Origin of the sequence: Erythrobacter sp. NFXS35, assembly GCF_040148725.1 — a bacterium.
GTDB lineage: Bacteria > Pseudomonadota > Alphaproteobacteria > Sphingomonadales > Sphingomonadaceae > Erythrobacter.
In genome coordinates this window covers 591,533-610,797 of sequence record NZ_JAGDEB010000003.1, presented here as the reverse complement: position 1 = coordinate 610,797, position 19,265 = coordinate 591,533, and the positions used below count along the sequence as shown (strand labels likewise).

General features: G+C 65.8%; 20 protein-coding genes. 1 reads left to right on the top strand and 19 read right to left on the bottom strand.

What is annotated here, in order from left to right; genetic code table 11:
- From J3454_RS14525 to J3454_RS14455, 15 genes are all read right to left on the bottom strand, one after another.
- Complete coding sequence (locus tag J3454_RS14525; RefSeq protein WP_349514475.1) at positions 1 to 2,628, bottom strand: M14 family metallopeptidase; 2,628 nt, start codon at positions 2,626 to 2,628, stop codon at positions 1 to 3.
- A 278-nt stretch (positions 2,629 to 2,906) separates the two neighbouring features.
- On the bottom strand, positions 2,907 to 3,194 hold the full coding sequence (locus J3454_RS14520) for a phage fiber-tail adaptor protein (RefSeq protein ID WP_349514474.1): 288 nt from the start codon (positions 3,192 to 3,194) through the stop codon (positions 2,907 to 2,909).
- Positions 3,191 to 4,966 (bottom strand): hypothetical protein, encoded by a 1,776-nt coding sequence (locus tag J3454_RS14515; protein ID WP_349514473.1) that lies wholly within the window; start codon positions 4,964 to 4,966, stop codon positions 3,191 to 3,193. Before J3454_RS14515 ends, J3454_RS14520 begins: the two co-directional genes overlap by 4 nt.
- Before the next feature lie 460 nt (positions 4,967 to 5,426).
- The gene (locus J3454_RS14510; RefSeq protein WP_349514472.1) at positions 5,427 to 5,864 is read right to left on the bottom strand and encodes a hypothetical protein; all 438 of its coding nucleotides are present in this window, start codon (positions 5,862 to 5,864) and stop codon (positions 5,427 to 5,429) included.
- A gap of 21 nt (positions 5,865 to 5,885) precedes the next feature.
- Positions 5,886 to 6,143, bottom strand: coding sequence for a hypothetical protein (locus J3454_RS14505; protein ID WP_349514471.1), 258 nt, complete (start codon positions 6,141 to 6,143; stop codon positions 5,886 to 5,888).
- Between the two features lie 24 nt (positions 6,144 to 6,167).
- Positions 6,168 to 6,410 (bottom strand): hypothetical protein, encoded by a 243-nt coding sequence (locus J3454_RS14500; protein ID WP_349514470.1) that lies wholly within the window; start codon positions 6,408 to 6,410, stop codon positions 6,168 to 6,170.
- A complete protein-coding gene (locus J3454_RS14495) occupies positions 6,370 to 6,765 on the bottom strand; it encodes a hypothetical protein (RefSeq protein WP_349514469.1) in 396 nt (131 codons plus the stop codon). Before J3454_RS14495 ends, J3454_RS14500 begins: the two co-directional genes overlap by 41 nt.
- Positions 6,762 to 6,986, bottom strand: coding sequence for a hypothetical protein (locus J3454_RS14490; RefSeq protein WP_349514468.1), 225 nt, complete (start codon positions 6,984 to 6,986; stop codon positions 6,762 to 6,764). Before J3454_RS14490 ends, J3454_RS14495 begins: the two co-directional genes overlap by 4 nt.
- On the bottom strand, positions 6,983 to 7,627 hold the full coding sequence (locus tag J3454_RS14485) for a TIGR02594 family protein (RefSeq protein WP_349514467.1): 645 nt from the start codon (positions 7,625 to 7,627) through the stop codon (positions 6,983 to 6,985). The genes J3454_RS14490 and J3454_RS14485 overlap by 4 nt, the downstream gene beginning before the upstream one ends.
- Positions 7,624 to 7,944 (bottom strand): hypothetical protein, encoded by a 321-nt coding sequence (locus J3454_RS14480; protein WP_349514466.1) that lies wholly within the window; start codon positions 7,942 to 7,944, stop codon positions 7,624 to 7,626. The genes J3454_RS14485 and J3454_RS14480 overlap by 4 nt, the downstream gene beginning before the upstream one ends.
- 130 nt (positions 7,945 to 8,074) lie before the next feature.
- Positions 8,075 to 8,197 (bottom strand): hypothetical protein, encoded by a 123-nt coding sequence (locus J3454_RS14475; RefSeq protein WP_349514465.1) that lies wholly within the window; start codon positions 8,195 to 8,197, stop codon positions 8,075 to 8,077.
- 12 nt (positions 8,198 to 8,209) lie between these two features.
- The gene (locus J3454_RS14470) at positions 8,210 to 11,596 is read right to left on the bottom strand and encodes a hypothetical protein (protein ID WP_349514464.1); all 3,387 of its coding nucleotides are present in this window, start codon (positions 11,594 to 11,596) and stop codon (positions 8,210 to 8,212) included.
- Position 11,597: 1 nt separating this feature from the next.
- Complete coding sequence (locus J3454_RS14465) at positions 11,598 to 12,416, bottom strand: hypothetical protein (RefSeq protein ID WP_349514463.1); 819 nt, start codon at positions 12,414 to 12,416, stop codon at positions 11,598 to 11,600.
- Complete coding sequence (locus J3454_RS14460) at positions 12,416 to 12,778, bottom strand: hypothetical protein (protein WP_349514462.1); 363 nt, start codon at positions 12,776 to 12,778, stop codon at positions 12,416 to 12,418. Before J3454_RS14460 ends, J3454_RS14465 begins: the two co-directional genes overlap by 1 nt.
- Positions 12,778 to 16,104, bottom strand: coding sequence for a phage tail tape measure protein (locus J3454_RS14455; RefSeq protein WP_349514461.1), 3,327 nt, complete (start codon positions 16,102 to 16,104; stop codon positions 12,778 to 12,780). The genes J3454_RS14460 and J3454_RS14455 overlap by 1 nt, the downstream gene beginning before the upstream one ends.
- A gap of 123 nt (positions 16,105 to 16,227) precedes the next feature.
- Between J3454_RS14455 and J3454_RS14450 the strand changes: the two genes are divergently transcribed.
- Positions 16,228 to 16,440: a hypothetical protein gene (locus J3454_RS14450; protein ID WP_349514460.1), complete on the top strand. Its 213-nt coding sequence runs from the start codon at positions 16,228 to 16,230 to the stop codon at positions 16,438 to 16,440.
- On the opposite strand, the gene J3454_RS14445 is transcribed toward J3454_RS14450, so the two are convergent.
- The 4 genes from J3454_RS14445 to J3454_RS14430 are packed head-to-tail and all read right to left on the bottom strand — an operon-like array spanning position 16,430 to position 19,259.
- On the bottom strand, positions 16,430 to 17,083 hold the full coding sequence (locus J3454_RS14445; RefSeq protein WP_349514459.1) for a hypothetical protein: 654 nt from the start codon (positions 17,081 to 17,083) through the stop codon (positions 16,430 to 16,432). The genes J3454_RS14450 and J3454_RS14445 overlap by 11 nt on opposite strands.
- Complete coding sequence (locus tag J3454_RS14440) at positions 17,073 to 17,339, bottom strand: hypothetical protein (RefSeq protein WP_349514458.1); 267 nt, start codon at positions 17,337 to 17,339, stop codon at positions 17,073 to 17,075. The genes J3454_RS14445 and J3454_RS14440 overlap by 11 nt, the downstream gene beginning before the upstream one ends.
- 41 nt (positions 17,340 to 17,380) lie before the next feature.
- Positions 17,381 to 18,019 carry a hypothetical protein gene (locus J3454_RS14435; protein ID WP_349514457.1) on the bottom strand — a complete coding sequence of 213 codons (639 nt, stop codon included), beginning with the start codon at positions 18,017 to 18,019 and terminating at the stop codon, positions 17,381 to 17,383.
- A gap of 10 nt (positions 18,020 to 18,029) precedes the next feature.
- Positions 18,030 to 19,259 (bottom strand): hypothetical protein, encoded by a 1,230-nt coding sequence (locus J3454_RS14430; RefSeq protein ID WP_349514456.1) that lies wholly within the window; start codon positions 19,257 to 19,259, stop codon positions 18,030 to 18,032.
- Positions 19,260 to 19,265: the final 6 nt, after the last annotated feature.

The following is a 19,265-nucleotide window of genomic DNA, read 5'->3' as shown; positions in this document are numbered from 1 at the left end:
TCATCGCACCCGCGACGGCGCGACCAGCACGGCATTGGCAATCAGCAGATCAAGCCCATCGAGATAGGCCCGCTCCGACGGATCATGGGCAAAGCCGATCACCAGACCGCGCCCCTGCCGCTGGGCCATCAGGTAAGGCTTGTAGGCTAGCTGGCGCCGGTTCTCGTCCCATACATAGCCGCTGGCAATCAGGCCATCCGGCGCGGCGAAGCGCAGTACGTTGACCCCGTCGGCCCGGTCCAGCGGTGTGAAGATCTGCGTTCCCTTCGCCAGGACCACCGCGCCGCTATCATAGCCTGCTGAGAGGAAGTGATCGCGTTCGGCAACCGTGTTCAGCAGCGCGCCGGGCAGGGTATCGGGTAGGGCGCGCTCATCCTTGATCGCCTCGCGGTAATCGGCATCGCTGGCGATTTCGACCGCTTCGGCGAGCGATGCGCCCTTGTCGCCGTCGTCCGATCCGGGCTCGCGGCCCAGCGCGGCTTCACGCTTGACGGCGAGCATCGGGGTGTCGCCGCCGCTGAAGGTTTCAAGGCTGTCGCCAATCGCCACCAGTACGCCGCCCTTGCGCACGAAATCGCGGATGTTGCGCTGGCCTGCATCGCCGAGAGCCGCCGACGGATCGCCCTCCGGAACCAGCAGCACATCGTAATCTGAAAGGTCCGCGCGGGCGAGGCGCTGGGTGCGGATCGGGGTGACCGGGAGGCCGATGCGGCGTTCGAGCACATAGCGCATTGCGCCTGCGCTCAATTGCGAGATCCCGTCATCCCAAGCGACCGCCACCTTGGGCAGCGTCAGCCGGACGAAGCTTTCGCTGCCGAGGTTCGGACCGCTATCGACCCAGCCCGAATCGAGCGCAACCGTATGCGCGCCGACATCGCGGGCGAGGGCGGTGAGACGCGCCATTTGCTCCGGCGTGTTGCTGCCTGCCGGGAACACCACCGTGCCGCGCGGAAATTCGCGGCCCGCCTTGGCGAACGCCTTGTCGGTGACGCGCGCATCCAGCCCTTCACGCAGTGCCAGCGTCACGAAGCGCGCCTGCCCGCTGTCGTTCCACGGCACGGCAATGGCAAAAGCGCCCGAGCCTTCGATCATCGGCGCAATTGGGGCATCCGGCGCGAGCGGGGCGCCCGAAACCGCGCTGTTGCACAGAAACACATCTGTCCCCGCCATCAGCCCGACCGACCATGCGGTGACGTCATACAGCTCGTGGGGCAGGTCCTGCGAACGGCGGCGTTCCTGTTCTTCGAGGAAGTCGGGCGGCAGCGGCGTGTCGCGGTCGAGCAGGCTGCGCACCAGCCGCGCGGCGGGCTGGGCCTGCGGCACTGCGAGATAGCCTTGCGGGAAGCTACGACCGCAGGCGCTGGCCGGACCATCGCGGCGCAGCACCGTGATGCCCTGTGCGGCGAGCCGCCGCCCAAGGCTTTCGGCATTCCAGCGCCGCTCAGCCAGATCGATCAGATAGGTGCCGCGCCCGGCAGCCCCGCTGGCATTGGCAGCGCGATATTGCGCAAAGTCCGAAAGGAACTGCTCCGGATTGTCAGCCACCGCGCCCGCAGTCGCCAGGCTGGCGGTGAAGTGATTGCGTACCCCGTCGGCATAGGTCAGCTGCGTCCCGTCGCGACGTTCAAACACCAGCCCGCGCGCCGAACCCTGTTCATAGGTGCTGCCGATCGCGCCCTGATGCGCGTTCCAGGTGTCGCCGTACCCGGGATAGAACAGGTCATAGACCTCGCGGGTGAAATAGGGTTCTCCCCGCGCATCGAACGCCGCTGCATTGGCCCGCCCGATCAGCTCGTAGGCGCGCACCTGTGCCGGGGTGAGGTTGGGGTTGAACGGCTGGGCGGCCGGGCTGAAGAAATAGGTTTCGTCCCCGCCCATCTCGTGCAGGTCTACCACCACCACCGGGTTCCACTGCCGGATCGCGGCAACCTTGCCGCGGGTTTCTGGCTGGGAGAGAGTGAACCAATCGCGATTAAGATCGAACATGTAGTGGTTCACGCGCCCGCTCGGCCAAGGTTCGTCATGTTCGGCGGCCTGCCGGTCGGCTGCAGGATCGATCCCGCTGGCGGCAAGGAAGTTGTTCACGAACCGCGCCCGACCATCCGGGTTCTGCATGGGGTCGATCACCACCAGTGTCTCGCGCATGATCCGTTCGGCGCGCGGGTCGCCCTGTGCGGCGAGCAGGTGATAGGCGGTCATCAGCGCGGCATCCGTGGACGAGATTTCGTTACCGTGCACACCATAGGCCAGCCAGGTCACAGGCAGCGCCGTGCCGTTCGAGGCGCGCCCGGCGGCGATATTGGCGAGATCGGCCTGGATCGCATCCAGCTGCGCGATGTTCTCGGGAGCGGAAAGGATCAGATAATAGAGCGGGCGGCCTTCCCAACTGGTCGCATATTGCACCATCCGGGTCCGCTCCGGCGCGGCGGCGACCAGCGCATTGAGATAGGCATAGGTTTGGTCGGGCGAGGTGATGCGCGTGCCGGGCGCATGGCCGACCGTATCGACAAGCGCCGGGATAGCAGGATCGAACCGGCCTTCGATGAAGGATTGCGCCCCGGCCGGTTGCATCATCGCCCACATTGCGGCCAGCACGATGAGGCCCCGCCCCCAGATTGTGTTGCCCATTGTGTGTTCCCGCTTGCATGTGCCAATTCGACGAAAGCAAGCCTTGCCGCGAACACGCCCGCGCGGTCAAGCATGGTGGGGAATTTGGCCCATCCGGGCTGTAGGAAAGGCAGCACCATTCTCGCCATGATCGGCGGGAATGGTGGGCGCGACAGGGATTGAACCTGTGACCCCACCCGTGTGAAGGTCGGATGCCTTCTGGCCTTCGGCGTTGATTGATCGCAGGAAATCGCCGACTTTGCAACTCACCCTGTACGAGATTTGTACGAGATCGCTGCCTATCTCTCGCGCACATGGTACGGCAGGCTCCGATCTTCGATCCGCCCGATGCTGGTTGTGATCCGACAGGTGGCGAGATAGTCCGTGCCGTCGGTACCGCCGCTCACGCGCCAGCTCACCTTACCGTTGGCATCAGTAACCTGATCAATCACCAGTTCGTCGGCAACGCTGGAAATTACTTCACGGTCTGCAATCGTTTCACCCTCTTGCAACCACGTGCTCCAGTCCATGCCGTGAAACTGCACAGCCTGCGGATCCTTGATCACTGGGCGGAATTCGTAATTCATGAGCCTGCCTTTCGTGTGACGGTGAAAATGGTTTGCTCGGGCTCGACCAAGAAAACAGTCTGCTCGGGCTCGACCAAGAAAACAGTCTGCTCGGGCTCGACCAAGAAAACAGTCTGCTCGGGCGCAACTCGGAATAATGCCTGCTCCGCAGTCACCTCGAATACGAGCGACGGCGGAACCACCACGAAATCGGTGTAGATGCCTGCCGCGCCGGCCGTGGCCGACAGCACCAGCTCAGGCGCGCCCAAATCACCGACAGCCTGCGCCGGTTGCGGCACGAAATCGCCAGCGCTTGCGGTAAGCGGCTGCGACAGGACCAGGCCGGGAGCAGCGGCGATTGCCGCGCCAGCGACTGTGCCGATCGCGTGCTGGCCTACCGCAGCAGCGTCAGGCGTGGCCAGCGACAGGACAGGTGCGACAGCAGCAGCCGATGCCGCCACCGGCCTGATGTGCAGCCCCGCAGCATCAGACGCGGCAGACAGGCTTAGGGCAGGGGCTGCAGCATTGCCGGATGCGAACACTACCCCAAAGGCAAGTTCACCAACGCCAGATGCGCTCGGTTGTCCAAGCACCAGCACAGGCACGACAACTTCGGATGCTCCACTTGCCCCCAGCGCGACGTATTCGCCCGCAGCAGTTGCAGCAGGCTGGCCGAGCGTGATCGTGGGCGCGGTGGCAACGCCTTCGCCATCATAGACCAGCGAGACAAAGGCACCTTCGCCCGCACCCGCAGGCTGGCCAAGCGACAGAGCGGGTGCCGTTGCCGAAGCGGAGCCCGACACCGCCCCAAATTGCTGCTCACCGGTGGCCGATGTGACTGCCGACAGCGTGAGCGTCGGAGCAACCGCCTGTGCCTCGCCTGTAGCCCCCTCGACCACGTAAGCGCTCGACGCGGCTGCGGTGGGTTGCCCGAGCGATAAGGCGGGCGCGACTGCGGCACCTTCACCGGCGTAAACCAGTGACACGAACACTGCGTCCGCAGCAGCAACCGGACTGCCAAGTGTGAGCGGGGGGGCGATCGCCTGCCCGATACCGCTCGCACCCGGCGCAACGTATGACCCGGAGCCGCTTGCAACCGGATTGCCAAGAGTGATCACCGGTGCAACGGCAACCGCCTCGCCGGTGACGACCTCGATCACATAGGCCGCCGTCACATTGGCAACCGGAGCGCCAAGGCTAAGAGCCGGTGCGCTGGCCGTGGCTGTGCCGGTGAACGACAAGCCGGTGAATTGCCCCGCGCCCGATGCCTGCGGTGCGCCGAGCGATATTGCCGGGGCGGTTGCTGCGCCCGTTCCTGTTACCGGATCAACGCTCCATTCGCCCGATGCCGACGCAGCGGGACTGCCCAGCGTGATAGCCGGTGCAATCGCTGTGCCGTTCGCCGTGACATTCTCGATTGCATAGGAACCGCTTGCTGTGGCCGTAACGCCGAGAGATAGCGCAGGGGCAGATGCCGTGCCGCTGCCAGAGGCAGGATTGACAGCGAACTCACCGCTCGCCGTGGCTGTTGGCGAGGCCAGCGACAGGGCTGGCGCGGTGGCAGCGCACGTCCCGGTGATCGCCGCAAGCGCCAGCGCGCCCGCAGCCGCAACCGTTGCGCCAAGGGACAGAGCAGGAGCAGATGCAGCGCCAGTGCCGGTTACTGGATCGGCACCAGCGGGGGCTTCCTCCCATGTCGAAATCTGGTTTTCGTAATAGCGGAGGTCGCTGTCAGCAGACCCGTTGAAAATATCAGACGGATCGCCAACACAAGGGTTGACCTCGGCGGACATAAAGCCGCCACCCGCAGTGCCTGCCCAATTTGTTCGGGTGCCGCTGCTCGTCTGCGTCAGTGATAGAAGGTCATTGTCCTTCCAAACACGGATCGAGTTATTGGCGACATCGTATTCGACAGTAAGAACGAAACTCTCATCCGCAGACCAGAACCCGGTTCCTGCATAAGCAAAAGCGCCGCTGCTTGGCAGTGCGTTTCCTTGCCCGCCGCGAACGGTGAACGTGCCGCTATTCCACCCGAATGACGCGCCCTCACCGGCACCCCCAAAGTGCGCAATCAAGCCGTGCGGCGTCCCGCTCGGCATGGTGATATCAACCGAAAAGATACAGGGGTTGTTTCTATCAACTTGGCCTGCGACACCGCCGCTGGTGTTCATGCCGATGCTAGGGCCAGAAGTGAAGGCCTGTGTTAGAGTCAGTCCCTCTACGGGATTGGGGTTTGCCACCGATCAAGCCCGCTTAAGCGTAACTTGCCGTCTGCGTCATGGTGAGCGACGAGATCGACACCGAGCCGCCCGCCACGATCTGGCCACCCGAAAGGCCAGACAGGTTCAGTTCCTGCCCCGAAGCGCCTGCGGTGCCCTGATAGACAACCGTTGTGCCGTTCGATGCCAGCAAGCGAAAAAACGTAGGCGTGCCTGTTGCGTCCGCGCTGCTATCAGCGGTGATGCTGTTCGCTGTGACAACGCCCGACGATGCCGCGCCGAACGCTGTTGCGCCGAGCGTGGCCTGCGCCAGCAAGGTGTTGGACGAAAGCGCCGCGTCCGCATTCGTCGGTGCCGTGCCAGAGTAAATCCGAACCGTCCCGTTGTTCAGCGTGGCAGCAACGGCGTTGATAGCAGCATCACGTGCGGCGTTTGCGCCAGTGGTGCGAGAGGCAGAAGCGAAAGTTCCCATGGTTTATTCCTTCGGTTGAAATCAGTTGGTGATGATGGCCGCGACGAAACCGCCGAGCGACCAGAACAGAATGTCGAGCGGCGCATCGGTCTGGGTCAGTTGCGCCTTCACGGCAGGCCACCGGACAGGATTGCCGCTCTCGGCAACCTCACGGATCAGGCCGCAACCCAAGCCCGCCACTGCCCCGCCGATGATACCGCCCTCGGCAAAGACAAGCAGGATGACCAGAGCCGCCGCAAAGTGCGCGATCTGGTCAATGGCCTGCCTAATAGTGATCATGATCTAAGGCCTCCGATCAGATGTTTAGAAAATTCCGAGGAACTTGGGCCGCGAGCGCTTCACCGCCTCACGGTCGCGGGTCTCGCAGCGTTCGACGATGCCGACGGCGGCGCGGTAGCGATCGTTGGACTTGTCGAGCTGCCCGGTCTGCGCATCGCCGAAGGCGACCCACTCGCCGACACTGTCGCCCTGAGGCAGATCCGCGCCCGGAACCCCCGCGCGCCATTCAGTCGGCAGGAGCGTGCTGCAGGCACTCTGGGCGGACACGATAGGCGGCGCGCTTACACAGCCGCTCACGGCCAACAGCATCAACGGCAGCAGGCACTGGCGTGTCCGCGCCCGGGGCAGAGCGTATGGCATTTGCATTCTCGCTTGTGGTTGCGTCGATCGTGTCTTCGGCGGCGCCCTGCGTGCCGATCGTGCCGACAGCATCGGCCCCGCTTTCCAGCGCGGCTTTGGTCTGGTTGCTGCCCAGCTTGGCTTCGGTTTTGGCGGTGCTCCCGCCGATGAGGGTTGCCACCACCCACCAGCCCAGCAGCACCAGCACGGCGAGGACGATCAGCCCCCATATCCAGCGCGCCAGGCCGAACACCGGCTTGGCAAGCGATGCAGGTATGATCATCCGTCGTCCCCTCTGCTGTCGTTCTTGCCAGTGAAAAGGAACGCCATGACGAGGCCGATCAGCCCCTGAATGACGATCGCCTGGGCAAGGCTCTTGAAAAGGTCGTTCTCGGCCAGCTCCGGCCGCACCAGCATCGTGGTGAACACAAGGATCACCAGCGCGAAAGCTCCGGCACCGGCCAGCACCCGAGCGGTCGCCATGTTCATCGGGGGCAGCTTCATGCTTCGTTCGTGGAAACCACGCCCCCGGTCATCTTCGGCAGGCCCGGCGTCGGCAGCGCGAGGCTGGAGGGCCAGCGAATACCGTTCTTCACCATGCGGCTCTTGGCGATGGGCATGATGTTGACCGCGTTCGACTGATTGCCGCCCAGCACGTAATACCGGCCCGCATCCTCACCGACGAGGAAACCGACATGTCCGCCGCCCTGCCGGCCGAACACCACCACCGCGCCCACAGCAGGCGGGCAGGGCTTTCCCCAATCCGCCCAGGCCTTCGCGCGCGGGAACATCTTGGGGAAGGGCAGGCCCGCGTGCTCGATGCAGTGCGCGACGAACAGGCCGCACCAGGGCGTCTCGTCATCAACGAACCATCCCGCGCCGAGCCGCTTCCATCCTTCGGCGATCCAGCGATTGTGCCGCGGGCCGGGAATTTCCTTCTCGCCAATCCGGGCGCGCGCCTCGATCAGCCAGCGCGGTTCCTTGGTCGGATGCGGCGAGGGGTGAGCTGCAGCCGCGCTGGTGCGGGGGATATTCAGCACATCCAGCGCCCGATGCAGAATGTCGATCATGCCCGGGGCGTTGAACGGGTTGCCGGGCGCCGCTGCGCGCACGGCGTCGAAGATCGGCTTGCGGGGATCAGTCATTGTCTACCGTCCTTGTCCTGTTCTTCGACGCGCCGAAGCCGGGCTTCGTAGCGGTCGAGCCGTTTGTCGGTGTCGCTTTGGTATTTAGTCAGGGTGCTGTTCACCTGCCGGATCTCGCTCAGCGCCTCGCGGCTGTTTTCGGCGCTCGACCAGATCAGGCCGAACGTGGCGAGGAAACCGGCGGTGAAGAGAGTTGCGGTAACGCCCGCGGCCCACTTGCCGAAGGTCGACAGGCAGACCGCGATGCGCTTTCCATTGTGCCGCATCAGGTAAACCATCGGGTCGGCTTCCGGCTGCGGGTGTCTGTTTTCATTCACTGGTTTGCGACCCTTGTCTTGATTTCCACTTTCACCTGGTCGCCATCGCACCAGACCACCCATTTGCCAGGCACGCAGACACGCGCCTCGTGACCCGCCAGCACGCTGGCGACCGCGTCTTCGAGCCCGCTCAATCCGCGCAGAACTCGGCACCGGGCGCGCAATCGGGATGGGTTTCTTCGCCGCCGCCCGTTTCAGTCGGGGTGCAGGCTGCGATGGTGAAAAGGGCGATGGTGGCGATCAAAGTCTTCATGGCAGTGGTTCCTTATGCTCCGGCGGTCACGGTGCCGTTGGTGTTGACGGTCTTGATGTTTCCGCCCGAAACTCGCATTTCGAGCCGGAACTTGTAGGACAGGCCCGCCGTCAGGCCGGTCGCGGTGCGGTTGATGGTGAGGCTGCCGAGGTTTGGTGCGAAGAACCCTCCCCCCTCGTCAGTGACGCTTGGGTGCGGGGAGGCCGCTTGCGCAGTGCCGACGATGCTCCAAACCCCCGGTGAGGTTTCCTGCGTCCAGCGCGCTTCGACGTTCGTTGCGCCAGCAGGGCCACCGGCAACCAGTAATTCGATGTTGCTGCCGAGCAGCGATGCACTGGTTTGCCCGGTCGGTATCTGGATCAGCATTTCGTTGCTGGCAGAAACGAAGGTGGTGGAACTGCCGGGGCTGCGCACGATGCTGCTTGCGCTGGTGATCGCAGGCACTGCCGCGACATAGGTGACGTTGACGGTGTGCTCGGTCGTTATCCCATCGGTGTGGACATAGCGGGGCGTGTAGGACCCGGAGATACCCACGCCCGAAATCGTGGCTGTGCCGGTGCTGGAGTTGATCGTGACCGTCGCCCCGGTGAGGTTCTGCGATGGCTTTGACCACGTTCCGCCGGTCAAAACTTCGGTGCCGCGCTTGGCGACATGCGTGACGGTGCGGTTGCCCGAATTGCCCGCCTCGCCTTGCTTGATTTCGATCACCGGGAATTGCGGCTCGATGCTGCGCTGCGCGGTGCCGGTTACGTCTGCGCCGGGTTGGTGCCTGCCGAAATAGGGAAGCGCTGCGAAAATCCGGGAGGCCGCCGAAACACTGCTGCCTGTCAGACGTGGGCGCGCAAATCCGACGCCTTCGGGCGCAGTCCAAGGCGCGGTGATCTGATACCAAGAGCCTGTCGGCCCCCCGGTCGTCACCGCATCAGGCACCCCGACCGTGGATTGATAAACGCCGTCCGCGCCGTAGAGATCAAGCCGCGCCAAAGCAGTGCCCGTCTCGCCTACTTGGCGGAAGACCCAGAACGAGAAGAAGAACACCTCACCCGGCTTGACCGCAAAGCGGCGCAGTTCGGGCAGCGCGCCAGACCCGAACCAGACATCGCTGCCCCCGGCCGCAAAGGTCATCCGGTGGCGGTTGTAGAGATTGGTGGTGCCGGTCGAAAGCGAGTAAGCCGCGCCGCCGCCATAACTCCACCCCGCGCCCTCAATCGGATCAGCGATGGTGTTGCCCGCCGTATCCTGATTGATCCGCACGCCCGGAAGCTGCCCGACGAACAGCGGCCCGCCAGCGTCCACCGCATTGAGCCCGTCAGCGTTCAGTGCCCCGGTATTGCGCGTCGGGCCATCGACCCACGCCGATCCGCTCCACCGCGACAGCAGGCCAAGGCTGGCACCGGACGTAACCAGATAGGTCTGCCCGATAAATGCGCCGGTGGCAGGGCGAGCCGAGAACAGGCCGGTCAGCACCACATTCGTGTTCTGCAAAGCTGAGTCAGCCTTGGCGACCGGAACAGTGCCGACGAACAGCGGCCCGCCAGCGTCCACCGCATTGAGCCCGTCAACGTTCAGTGCCCCGGTATTGCGCGTCGGGCCATCGACCCACGCCGAACCGCTCCACCGCGACAGCAGGCCAAGGTTGGCACCGGACGTAACCAGATAGGTCTGCCCGATAAATGCGCCGGTGGCAGGGCGAGCCGAGAACAGGCCGGTCAGCACCACATTCGTATTCTGCAAAGCTGAGTCAGCCTTGGCGACAGGCACCGTGCCGACGAACAGGGGACCGCCCGCGTCGATCGCCTCCAGCCCGTCCGCATTGGCCGCGCCCGTGTTGCGCGTCGGACCATCGACCCACGCCGAACCGCTCCACCGCGACAGCAGGCCAAGGCTGGCACCGGACGTGACCAGATAGGTCTGGCCGATAAATGCGCCCGATGCAGGGCGCGCTGCCAGCGTGCCGGTCAGCACCACGCCGATGTTGCTTACCGGCGTGCCTGCACCGTCGCCGATGCCCTGAATATTGCCGTCCTCGTCAACGGTGACGCCCGCACCGCCCGGCACCGAGAAGATCCGCCAGTGCGCGTTCGATGTGGTCGGCCAGACCGGCAGTGCCTGCCCCGCTGCCGGGGTCGCATTGATGAAGGCCCAGCTTGCCCCATCCGGGCCGGTGACCACGTCATCGATCCGGTAGACGCGGGTGGCCGAATATTCGCCCTGCCAGCGGTATGAGAACGCGGCTTCATCGGCAGAGTGAACCTCGAACGTCAACTCCGCTTCGGTTGCCAGCTTCCAGCTTGGCGCGGCCTTGGCCAGTTCCTCGACACCCAGCACGCGCAGCGCGCTGGTCCCGTCGGCGTTGAGCGTCTCGCCAGCGGACCCGATCCCGAGCGGCTGCGCGAACAGCTCGCCCGTCAGTGACACCCCGGCCACCGCCGCCACGCTGTCCGCGATCCGCGCGATGACTTCGCGCGCGGTGGTCTGCTCGGACAGCTGGAGCTGCAGATTGTAGGGCCGCGCGCTATCGAGCGCGGTGAGGCTGGCCGCATCCACCGTGCCGCCTGCCAGATCGGCAATCCGCCGGATCATCGCGCCGGGCAACCGGGCATAACCGCCGGTGCCGGCATTGCTGCCCTGGACATCGAAGCTGACCCGGCCATCGGGCGGCGCGCCGGTGCGGACCAGCCCTTGCGCAAGGCAGGTTGCCCAGCTGCCGTTAGGGATGCTGGCGGCCAGCAGCGCGGCCAGGCTGGCATGATTGCCCGAACTCGGCCCAAGGCTGACTAGGCGATCGTAAGCCGCGCTGATGCCCTGCACCGCGCCGTTCGACACCATCCAGACATTGTCGACCCCGTCGATCAGCACGCCGCGCGCGAAGCGGACGTTGCCCAGCGCCAGCGGCTTGGGCTGGCCGGTCAGATCGGCAGGCCCCTCGATCGCGCCGGTCCCGGCGAACAGCGGCAGCAGCGGATCGTCGGCCCAGCTGTCCTGCACCGCCGCTTCGAAGCGGGCGAGGCGTGCGGCGTCATCGACTTCGGGTTCACCGATCAGCCGCCCGTCGAACCGCAAGGTCAGCGGGCCGAGATCGGCAGATGCCGCGCTGGTGATATCGCCAACCCAGATCCGCACCCGCGCATCAGCAAAGCGCGCGCGGGCAGAAGCGGTCGCCGCGAATCCCGTCACCCCGGTGGTCATCACCGAAAAGCCGGTGCGCGGCGCGGTCACCTGCCCGGCGAAGGCCCCGCCGAAGAAATCAAGCGCGAAGTCGGGCAGCTGCGCGATGGCGGGATCCCACTGATCGCCGCCCAGATGGCACAGCTCGGGCAGATCATGGCTGGCAAGGCGGACAGGCAAAGCTCCGCCCGACGCGTCCTGCGCGTCAATCTGCACCAGTACGGTCAGCATGTCAGTCCACCGCCACGAAGTTGATTTCCGACTGGAAGAAGCCGGGCACGCGGTGCACCGTGCCGAGGTTTCCGGTCAGGTGGCCGATGCCCATCCGGTTCTCGCGCTGCGGATGCGCGTCGGGATCGCTGATCAGCACCACCGGATCGGTATTGCCGAGGCGTTCGAGCAGCCGCTGCAGGGTGGTTTCCACCTCGTCGCGGTGGACGCTGCGGAAGGTCAGGCCCATGCCGCGCAGCTTCGCACCAGGGCGGCGCAGCACCACCCCGCGCGGGCTATAATCGAGCGTCCCCAGATCGCGCACGCCGAAGGCCGCGCCGTAGGCATAGTTGCGCTCCGGCTGAAACCGCTGCCCGATCGCCGCCAGTGCGACATCGATCGCCGCGCTGGCGAGATTGGCGAAGTTGATCCGGACATAGCGCGCAGCAGCCGGTGCGCCGTCCGGTGCCAGCCACAAGGCCTTGCCCTTGCCCGACACCGGGCGGACCGTGCCTGCCAGCAGCGTGGCCGAGGAACCGGCCCAGAACGCACCGGAGAACGCGCCCTGCGCCGCCGTGGCGAGATCGATCGACCAGGTCCAGCCAGCACCCGGCGCGCCGCCGGCAGAAGCGATCCCGAACAGCGCGATCGTATCGAGCGGCTGATCGGAACCCAGATCGATCGTCAGGCTGCGCGTTGCGCTGCCGGTCGACGAACGCCAGATCCGCCCCATGCGCGGCACGGGATGCGGCGCCAGATTGCTGGCCGCAAAGCCGGATGCCGTGTTGCTGGCGGTAATCGTGGCCCAGTCCAGCGGGCGGAAAAGCAGCGCGTTCGCCATCAGCCCACTACCTCAAGTTCGGTGCGTTCTGCATTCAGGTCCACCCGCCAGCGGGTCACCAGCACCGGCCCGTCAAATCCCAGTTCGGTATCGGTCAGATGATAGACCGGGATGGCAACGGTCGGATCGATCCACAGCACTTCGTCGATCGCGACGGTGAACCGCCGCCGGAAGCTGCCGGTCAGCACCGCTTTCAGCGCCAGCACGGTGGCAGCATTGGCTGCGCTTTCGAAGAAGCCGGGCTCCGGCGCAGTGGCCTGATCGCGCGCGGCGGGGAAGCGTGTCTTGATCGCGGCATCCTCGCGCGTGACGATGCGCGCGCGCCGGGTGGCGCGGATAATATCGGCGGGCAGAGCGGGCATTATGCAGTGAACCCTCGTGGCTGCCGCGTGTAGCCGCCGCCGCTGCCGTAGCCGCCGCCCACCAGCACGGCGATATTATCGTTCACCGCCTGCATGATGCTGCGCACATCGGAAAGAATGTAGGCCGCGTCTTCGGTGTTCTTCGCGATCGCCTGGCTGAACGGATCGCGATTGTCGGCGTCGCGTGCGCTCGCCTGGTCGACGAAGCCGATCGCGGATCCGGTCAGCTCGCGGATCCGGTCGAAGTCCGAGAAGAACGCACCGGAACTGGCATTGCCCTGCCTGCTGATCGACAGCAGCAGCTGGCTGGCCTGCGTGAACCCGCTCTGGTCGATGGCAGCAGCAGCAGCCCGCGCGGCAGCTTCGGCCGCCTCGACCTCGCTGGCGCTGGCACCGCCGGCACGCAGACGCTCGACCTCGGCACGCGCCGCCTCGGCATCGGTGATCTGGGCAAGGAAAGGTGCGAGCTGCTGTTCCGCCTCGGCGCGCTGTTCGCGCAGCGAAAGGGGCGAATTCGATCCGGCGTTGAGACTGGAGAGGAAATCGGCAAGGGTCTGGCTGGCCGCGCCGATGCTGGAAATGGCATCGGCTTTTTCCAACTCCCAAAGACGCTGGGCCTCGGCCACCTGCTCCGCGCTCGCCCCGCCTTCGCGCATGGCATCGGCCAGCGCCTTGAACTTGTCGTAAAGCACATCCAGCTGCGCGCCGAGCGGATCGAGCCGTTCGCGCAGCAGCCGCGGGACCGCCTCGATCATCAGCGCCTTTTCGATCTGCGCTTCGAGATCCCCGCCACCCTGCAGCAGGTTCTGGCTCGCCTGGCTGATGCCGGTGATCACCCCGTCCTTGATCAGGTCCTGAATGGCGAACCGCATCGCGGCTTCCTGATCCTGCCCGAAATCGATCGCGCCATTGCGCGTCTTGGTGATCCCGCTGCCACTGGTGTCGACGCGGAAGTTGTTATCGCGCACGCCCAGCGAGACGCTGCCCCGGCTTGCGTCGACGCTGCCGCCCAGCTGCTCGGCGATCTGGAAGATGGAATCGATCAGGCTGTTCGCACCCCCTGCAGCGGTGGCTTCGCGGCTGCTGGAATTGCCGCGCGATCCGGTAATCCCGAGTGTGCCACCAGCGTTGCCGATGTTGACGCTGCCGCGCTTGGTGCTCGACAGCAAGCTCGGCAGCACGCTGCCGAGGATGCCGCCGACGATTGCGCCGACCGGCCCGCCGAATGCGCCCAGCGCGCCGATGCTGGAGCCCAGCGCCTGCCCGCCGGCTGAGCCGATCATGCCGCCGAGTTGCCCGGCCATTCCGCCGCCGCCCACCAGCGAGCCTGCTATCCCGCCCAGCGCGAGATCGAAGCCAGTATTTTGGAGCCCTTGCGCTTTAGCCTGCGGGCCGAGCGTGGCGCGGACTGCCGCGCCGGATATGCCGCCCCCACCCTGCATGATCGGGCTGCCGGTGATGTAACTGGGGAGCCCGCCGCCGATGCCGAAGATCCCGCCGCCGAAGCCGGACATGGTCGCGCCGTTATCATTGGCCGCGCCGCCGCCTGCGCCGAAGAAGATGCTCGACAGCGGAGAGCGACCGAAGGCCTGCCCTGCCGCCGCGTTGAAATCGAAGCCCTGCCCGGAGATCATCGCCAGCGTCCACTGCGCCGCGACCTCGGCGATCATCCGGAAGCCTTCATCCTTGAAGTGATCCCACAGATCATCGACCCCGCCGCGCATCGCGGTTTCGTAGATGTTGGCGACGTCGAAGATCGCGCGTTCGTGCGCCTGCCGGAAGAACTCGGCCTGCCGCTCGGCAAGGCGCTGCGCCTCCTGCTCCTGCCTCGCGAGCTCGCGATCGAACTCGGCCTGCGCCTTGGTGGCCGCTGCACTGCCCGCAGCCGCTTCGGCAGCATCGCCCTGGTCGATCAGCAGCTGCAGCCGGTCCTTGTCGGCCTGCGTCAGTTCCCTGGTGATCCCGAGCGCGGCGGCCAGCGCCTCGACTGTGTCGTTCACCGCCAGCGGGTGCTGGCGCAGAAACGCCAGCTCGGCCTCTGCAGCGGCAGCGGCGACCTCGCCCTGTTCCGAACGGATGCGCTGGACGGCCGCGCTGTCCTCCTGCGTGCGCAGCGTGCGGGCGAGCGCATCGCGCAGCTGTTCCTCGTTGCGGATCGCTTCCTTGGCAGCGCGCTCTGCTTCCTTCTCAGCAGCGGATTGGGTCGGGTTGCGGCGCGAACCGCCGCCCCGGCGCGTGCTGCCGGTGCCGGTGACAGTCGGCGCAGCAGCATCGGCCTGATCGTTCGCCAACCGCGAAAGGTAACCGCCGGGACCGGCCCAGTCGCTTTCGACACCGGGTTGGAAGCGAACGTCCTTGAACTTGATCAACCCGCCCAGCGCGGTGCTGGTGACGGTTTCCCGCCGACCGAAGCGCCGGTCCAGATCGGCCATCGCACCTTCGCGCGCCTCGCCGGTCAGCCCGCGCGGCAGGGCGGCGACCGCCTGATCGTACCGCGCCTGCGTGTTGAGGAACGTTATGAAGTCTCCGGTCGCCTTGATCGAGGCATCGGCGAGGTTGAACAGGCTGTCTGCCAGCGCGTTGATCGAGTCCGCGTTATCGGCCACCACCTTCGCGACGCTGCGCGAAAGCTGGTTCTTCATTTCCTCGATCTTGCGGTTGGTCTCGTCGAGCTTGCGGATTTCCTCGGCGCTCAGCGCGCCGCCGAACCGGTCAATCTCGGCCGCTGCGGCGTTGAAGCCGTCCGCGCCTTCGAGCAGCAGCGGATGCAGCGTCTTGAATTCATCGCCGAGCAGCTGCGTGCCGAGCCGGGCGCGCTCCGAAGGATCTTCGATCGCGGCGATGCGTTGCACCAGGTCAAGCATCACCGCATCGGTGGCGCGCGCCTGCCCGGCGGTGGTGGCGAAACCGATGCCGAGATCGACAAAGCTCTGCTGCGCGGCGCGATTGCCTGCGTTGGCTTCGCCGATTTTCTGGGTGAGGCTGGAGAGCGATCCGTCGAACTGGCTGGCCGTTACCCCGGCATTGCTGGCAGCCTGCCGCCAGATCTGCAGTTCTTCCGCGCCGATGTTGAACTGGCGCGAGGTGCTGGCGATTTCCGAGCCGAGATCGGCGGCGCTGTTGATCGCCACACCGATGGCGGTGCCCAGCGCGGCAATCCCTGCCGATCCGAGGAAGCCCTTCATGAAGCTTCCGCCCGAGCGCGATCCCGCCGCCAACGACTGGCGATCGGCAGCATCTTCGAGATCGGAGAACTTGGCCTTGAACTCGCGGTCGAAATCCTCGCCCGCAAGGCGCATTCTGATGATCACATCCTGACGCGCCATGCCATGCTCCAAATTGCGAAAAGGCCGGCCGGTTTCCCCGACAGCCTGCTTAGAAACCTTGATAAATCTGCGGAATTGCCCGAGTATTCGCGGACGGGATCACCCCGACCGGAGACCTGACCAGTGGACCGCTTCCTTCTTCACGTCGCCAACGCGGTCACCCTGATGGGCGGCCTGCTGGCGTTCATCGTCCTGTTCTTCGGCGTCGTCCGGTCGCTCGGCGGAGAGCCTGCAATCGGTGACTTCGCGCTGGCGGGCGCGCTGGTGGTGGTGCCGTACTGCTTCGCCGGCACGCTGCACCGGATCGTAGGCATCGGCGACCACCCTAAAGGTTGAGGCGCGACAGCCCCGTCGCAAATTCCCCCGCCAACTTCCGCGTCGCACGGTCCACCGCGCGCCCGATCGACACCCGGTTGGCGTGCGGCTGTTCCTCGATCAGCGCGAACACCGCAATGGTCTGCGTCTTGGTCAGCCGCTGGCCACCGCGGCGCATAGCTGCCGCCCGTTCCGGCAAGGTGAAACCTCCCGGCCCCAGCGCCCCGTCCGCCACCAGCAGCGGCGTTTTCCCCGGCCGGAACAGCGGGCGCAGCTTGGCACGATACCGGCCCTCCCACTGCCGCGGGCTGATGTTGCGGCCCAGACTGGTGCCGAGCGCCGCCTTCAACGGCACCGCCAGGTACTTGTTGCCGACTGCGCGGTTGGTGCCCGGCAGCGACCAGTATTCGATCAGGCCCTGCGTGCGGCGCCCTCCATTCCCGAAGACCTCACCGGTAGGGTCTTTGGCGGGGACGTTGCCCTTGGGATAGACCTCGCTTTTCCACGCGCGCCAGGCATTGCCTTTCGCCGCGGCGCGGGTCTGCACTTCGAGATCCTGTTCGAGGCTGCGGGTCGCCCGCTGCACCGCCCGCGTGGCGGCGCGGTAAATTTCCCCGCGCGTTTCGTAACTGACCGCCTCGGCGTTCTCGACGTCAAGCTTCACGCCCACCGGGCCGCCCCTCTTCAAGCCAGCGGTCGAACATTTCGAACGCTTCCATCGCCAGCGCGGGCTGGTCCAGATAGCCGCCGCCGCGCGGCAGCACCTGCGGCCCCATCCCGTGCATCCCACCGCCGCGCGCACTGCGCAGCCGCGCCCAGGTCTCGACCAACGCCAGCGCCCAGCGCGGGCACGTAAAGCGCGGGTTTTCCGCGAAGGCAAAGCCCCCGATTTCCCATCCGCCTTCGACGCTGCGCGGCAACCGGAAGTCTCCCGGTACGGTAAACAGCGCAAAGGCGGCCCTCAGTTTTTTTCCTCACCCACCGAATACTGGAAGGAATAGGCGCGGTTGCCGACCGCGTAGAGCAGGGCGGGGTGGATCCGTCGCAACACTGTGTCCGGGATCTGTCCGTTCGCATCACGCTCGAATTCCACCAGCTTGCCATCGGTGCCGGTGACATTCTCGAAACCGTCGACGAACCGTTGGAATGCCAGCAGCGGCATCAGGTTGCGATAGCGCGCGCTCTGTTCGATCAGCTGTCGGTAAGCGGGCCAGCTTTTCTTAAGCACATCTTCGACCTGCGCGATCTGCGCCCGCTCGGTCGCGCTTGCCCCGGCGCGCTCGCCGCCATCATCCTTGGCTCCTGCCTCGCTGTGGAAGCTACGCAGCAGCTGGGTGATTTCCTCTGCTTCGTCGCCTTCCAGCAATGCGCCCACCCCGGCGATGGCCGTTTCGAGCATTACGAAGTTAGGGACCGAAGCCGCCGAATGGCGCCCGTCGAGCTCGGCGTCGAATTCGCCGCGCTCGATCAGGCTGGCCATCCGGATGCGAAAGCCGGGACCTTTTTGTTCGCCTACCGCTTCGCTGCTTGAGGCGGCTTTGCCCTTCTTCTTGGGGTCTGGCTTCTTTTCGCCGGGGCGGTACCACACGTGATCCTGCATCGGGCCGTCCTCAGTAGAAACAGAGGGTGGCTTCGGAATCGCGCGTCGACGGGCCAGCCCCCGGGTTCAGCGCGTTGAGCGAAAGCTCTTCGGTGCGGAAGATGCCGCGCCGGCCGGGCGAGGCTTGCGCGGGCTGCAGCAGCGGCAAGGCGATCGACCAGCGATTGCCCGCCACCGTGCCGCACCGGATCACGCCGGTGTAGCGGGTGCCGTTCTCGATATCGGCGATCACGTCGCGGTTGGCGACCAGCGTCTCGATCGGGTCGAGGGTCAGCACCTGGGCACGGCCCGCCAGCTCGCTTGCGCCGAAACCGTAGGAGGTGTTCGGATCGTCGCTGACTTCCATCTGCTGATTGGTGCCGAGCGCCCAGTTGCGCACCGCAAGGCTTTTGCGATCGATCACCACCGAAGGCGTGACGCCCCCGGTGCCCATCGCGAGGATCGGCGCGACATGCTGGGGAACGCTGTCGCTGACGCGCGCGACATCGGTCTTGCCGCCGTAGATCCCCATGAAGCGGAAGGTCATGAAGCCGGGGCGCGCAGTCTCGCCCGCGAAATCGACCATGCCGCGCAGGCCGAAGAACTTCCGCAGCACGCCGTCTTCGTAGATGTAGAGCGTGCCCGACGGGTGATCGGAAGCGCGCGCGGTGGCATCGGCCGGGCTGGTCGGCGCATAGCTCCAGTTGGCGGGCAGGGCAGCGGTGACTTCGGTGTCGAGCGCCGTGCCGAACAGATCGGTCAGCGATGCGACGCGCGCGCCGGTGTAATCGCTGACATGCGCGATCCGCCCGCCCGAGGAACCGCCCGACAGAACCAGCGGCAATCCGCGATAGGTCTGCGCGGTGCTCGAAAACGGTGTGGCGAGCGTTGCCGCGCTGGTGGTACCGGCGGCGAGCGCAGTGGCGGCAACGGCGGCGTTGAACAGCCCGCGCCAACCGCAGGCAGCCAGCAGATCGTGGTGCGGCGGCTTGACTTCGGCAGCATAGGTCGAGCCTGCGCCCGCGCCCTTCATCCGCACCCGAATACTGATATCCGCAGCCTGCCCGATCACCAGCGGCGCAGAGGCCGCCATCGATCCGTTCGCTTCCTGCGAACCTTCGGCGCGGAACGGGCTGTTATATTCGTAGCCGTCGACTTCGAAGGGAAAGGCGTTGGTCGCATCGGGGGAAGCATCGGTGCCCTCGGTGGTTTCGATCTTGAACCGCATCGCGACGTTGCGATGGCGCAGCTTGATAGTCATGACAGG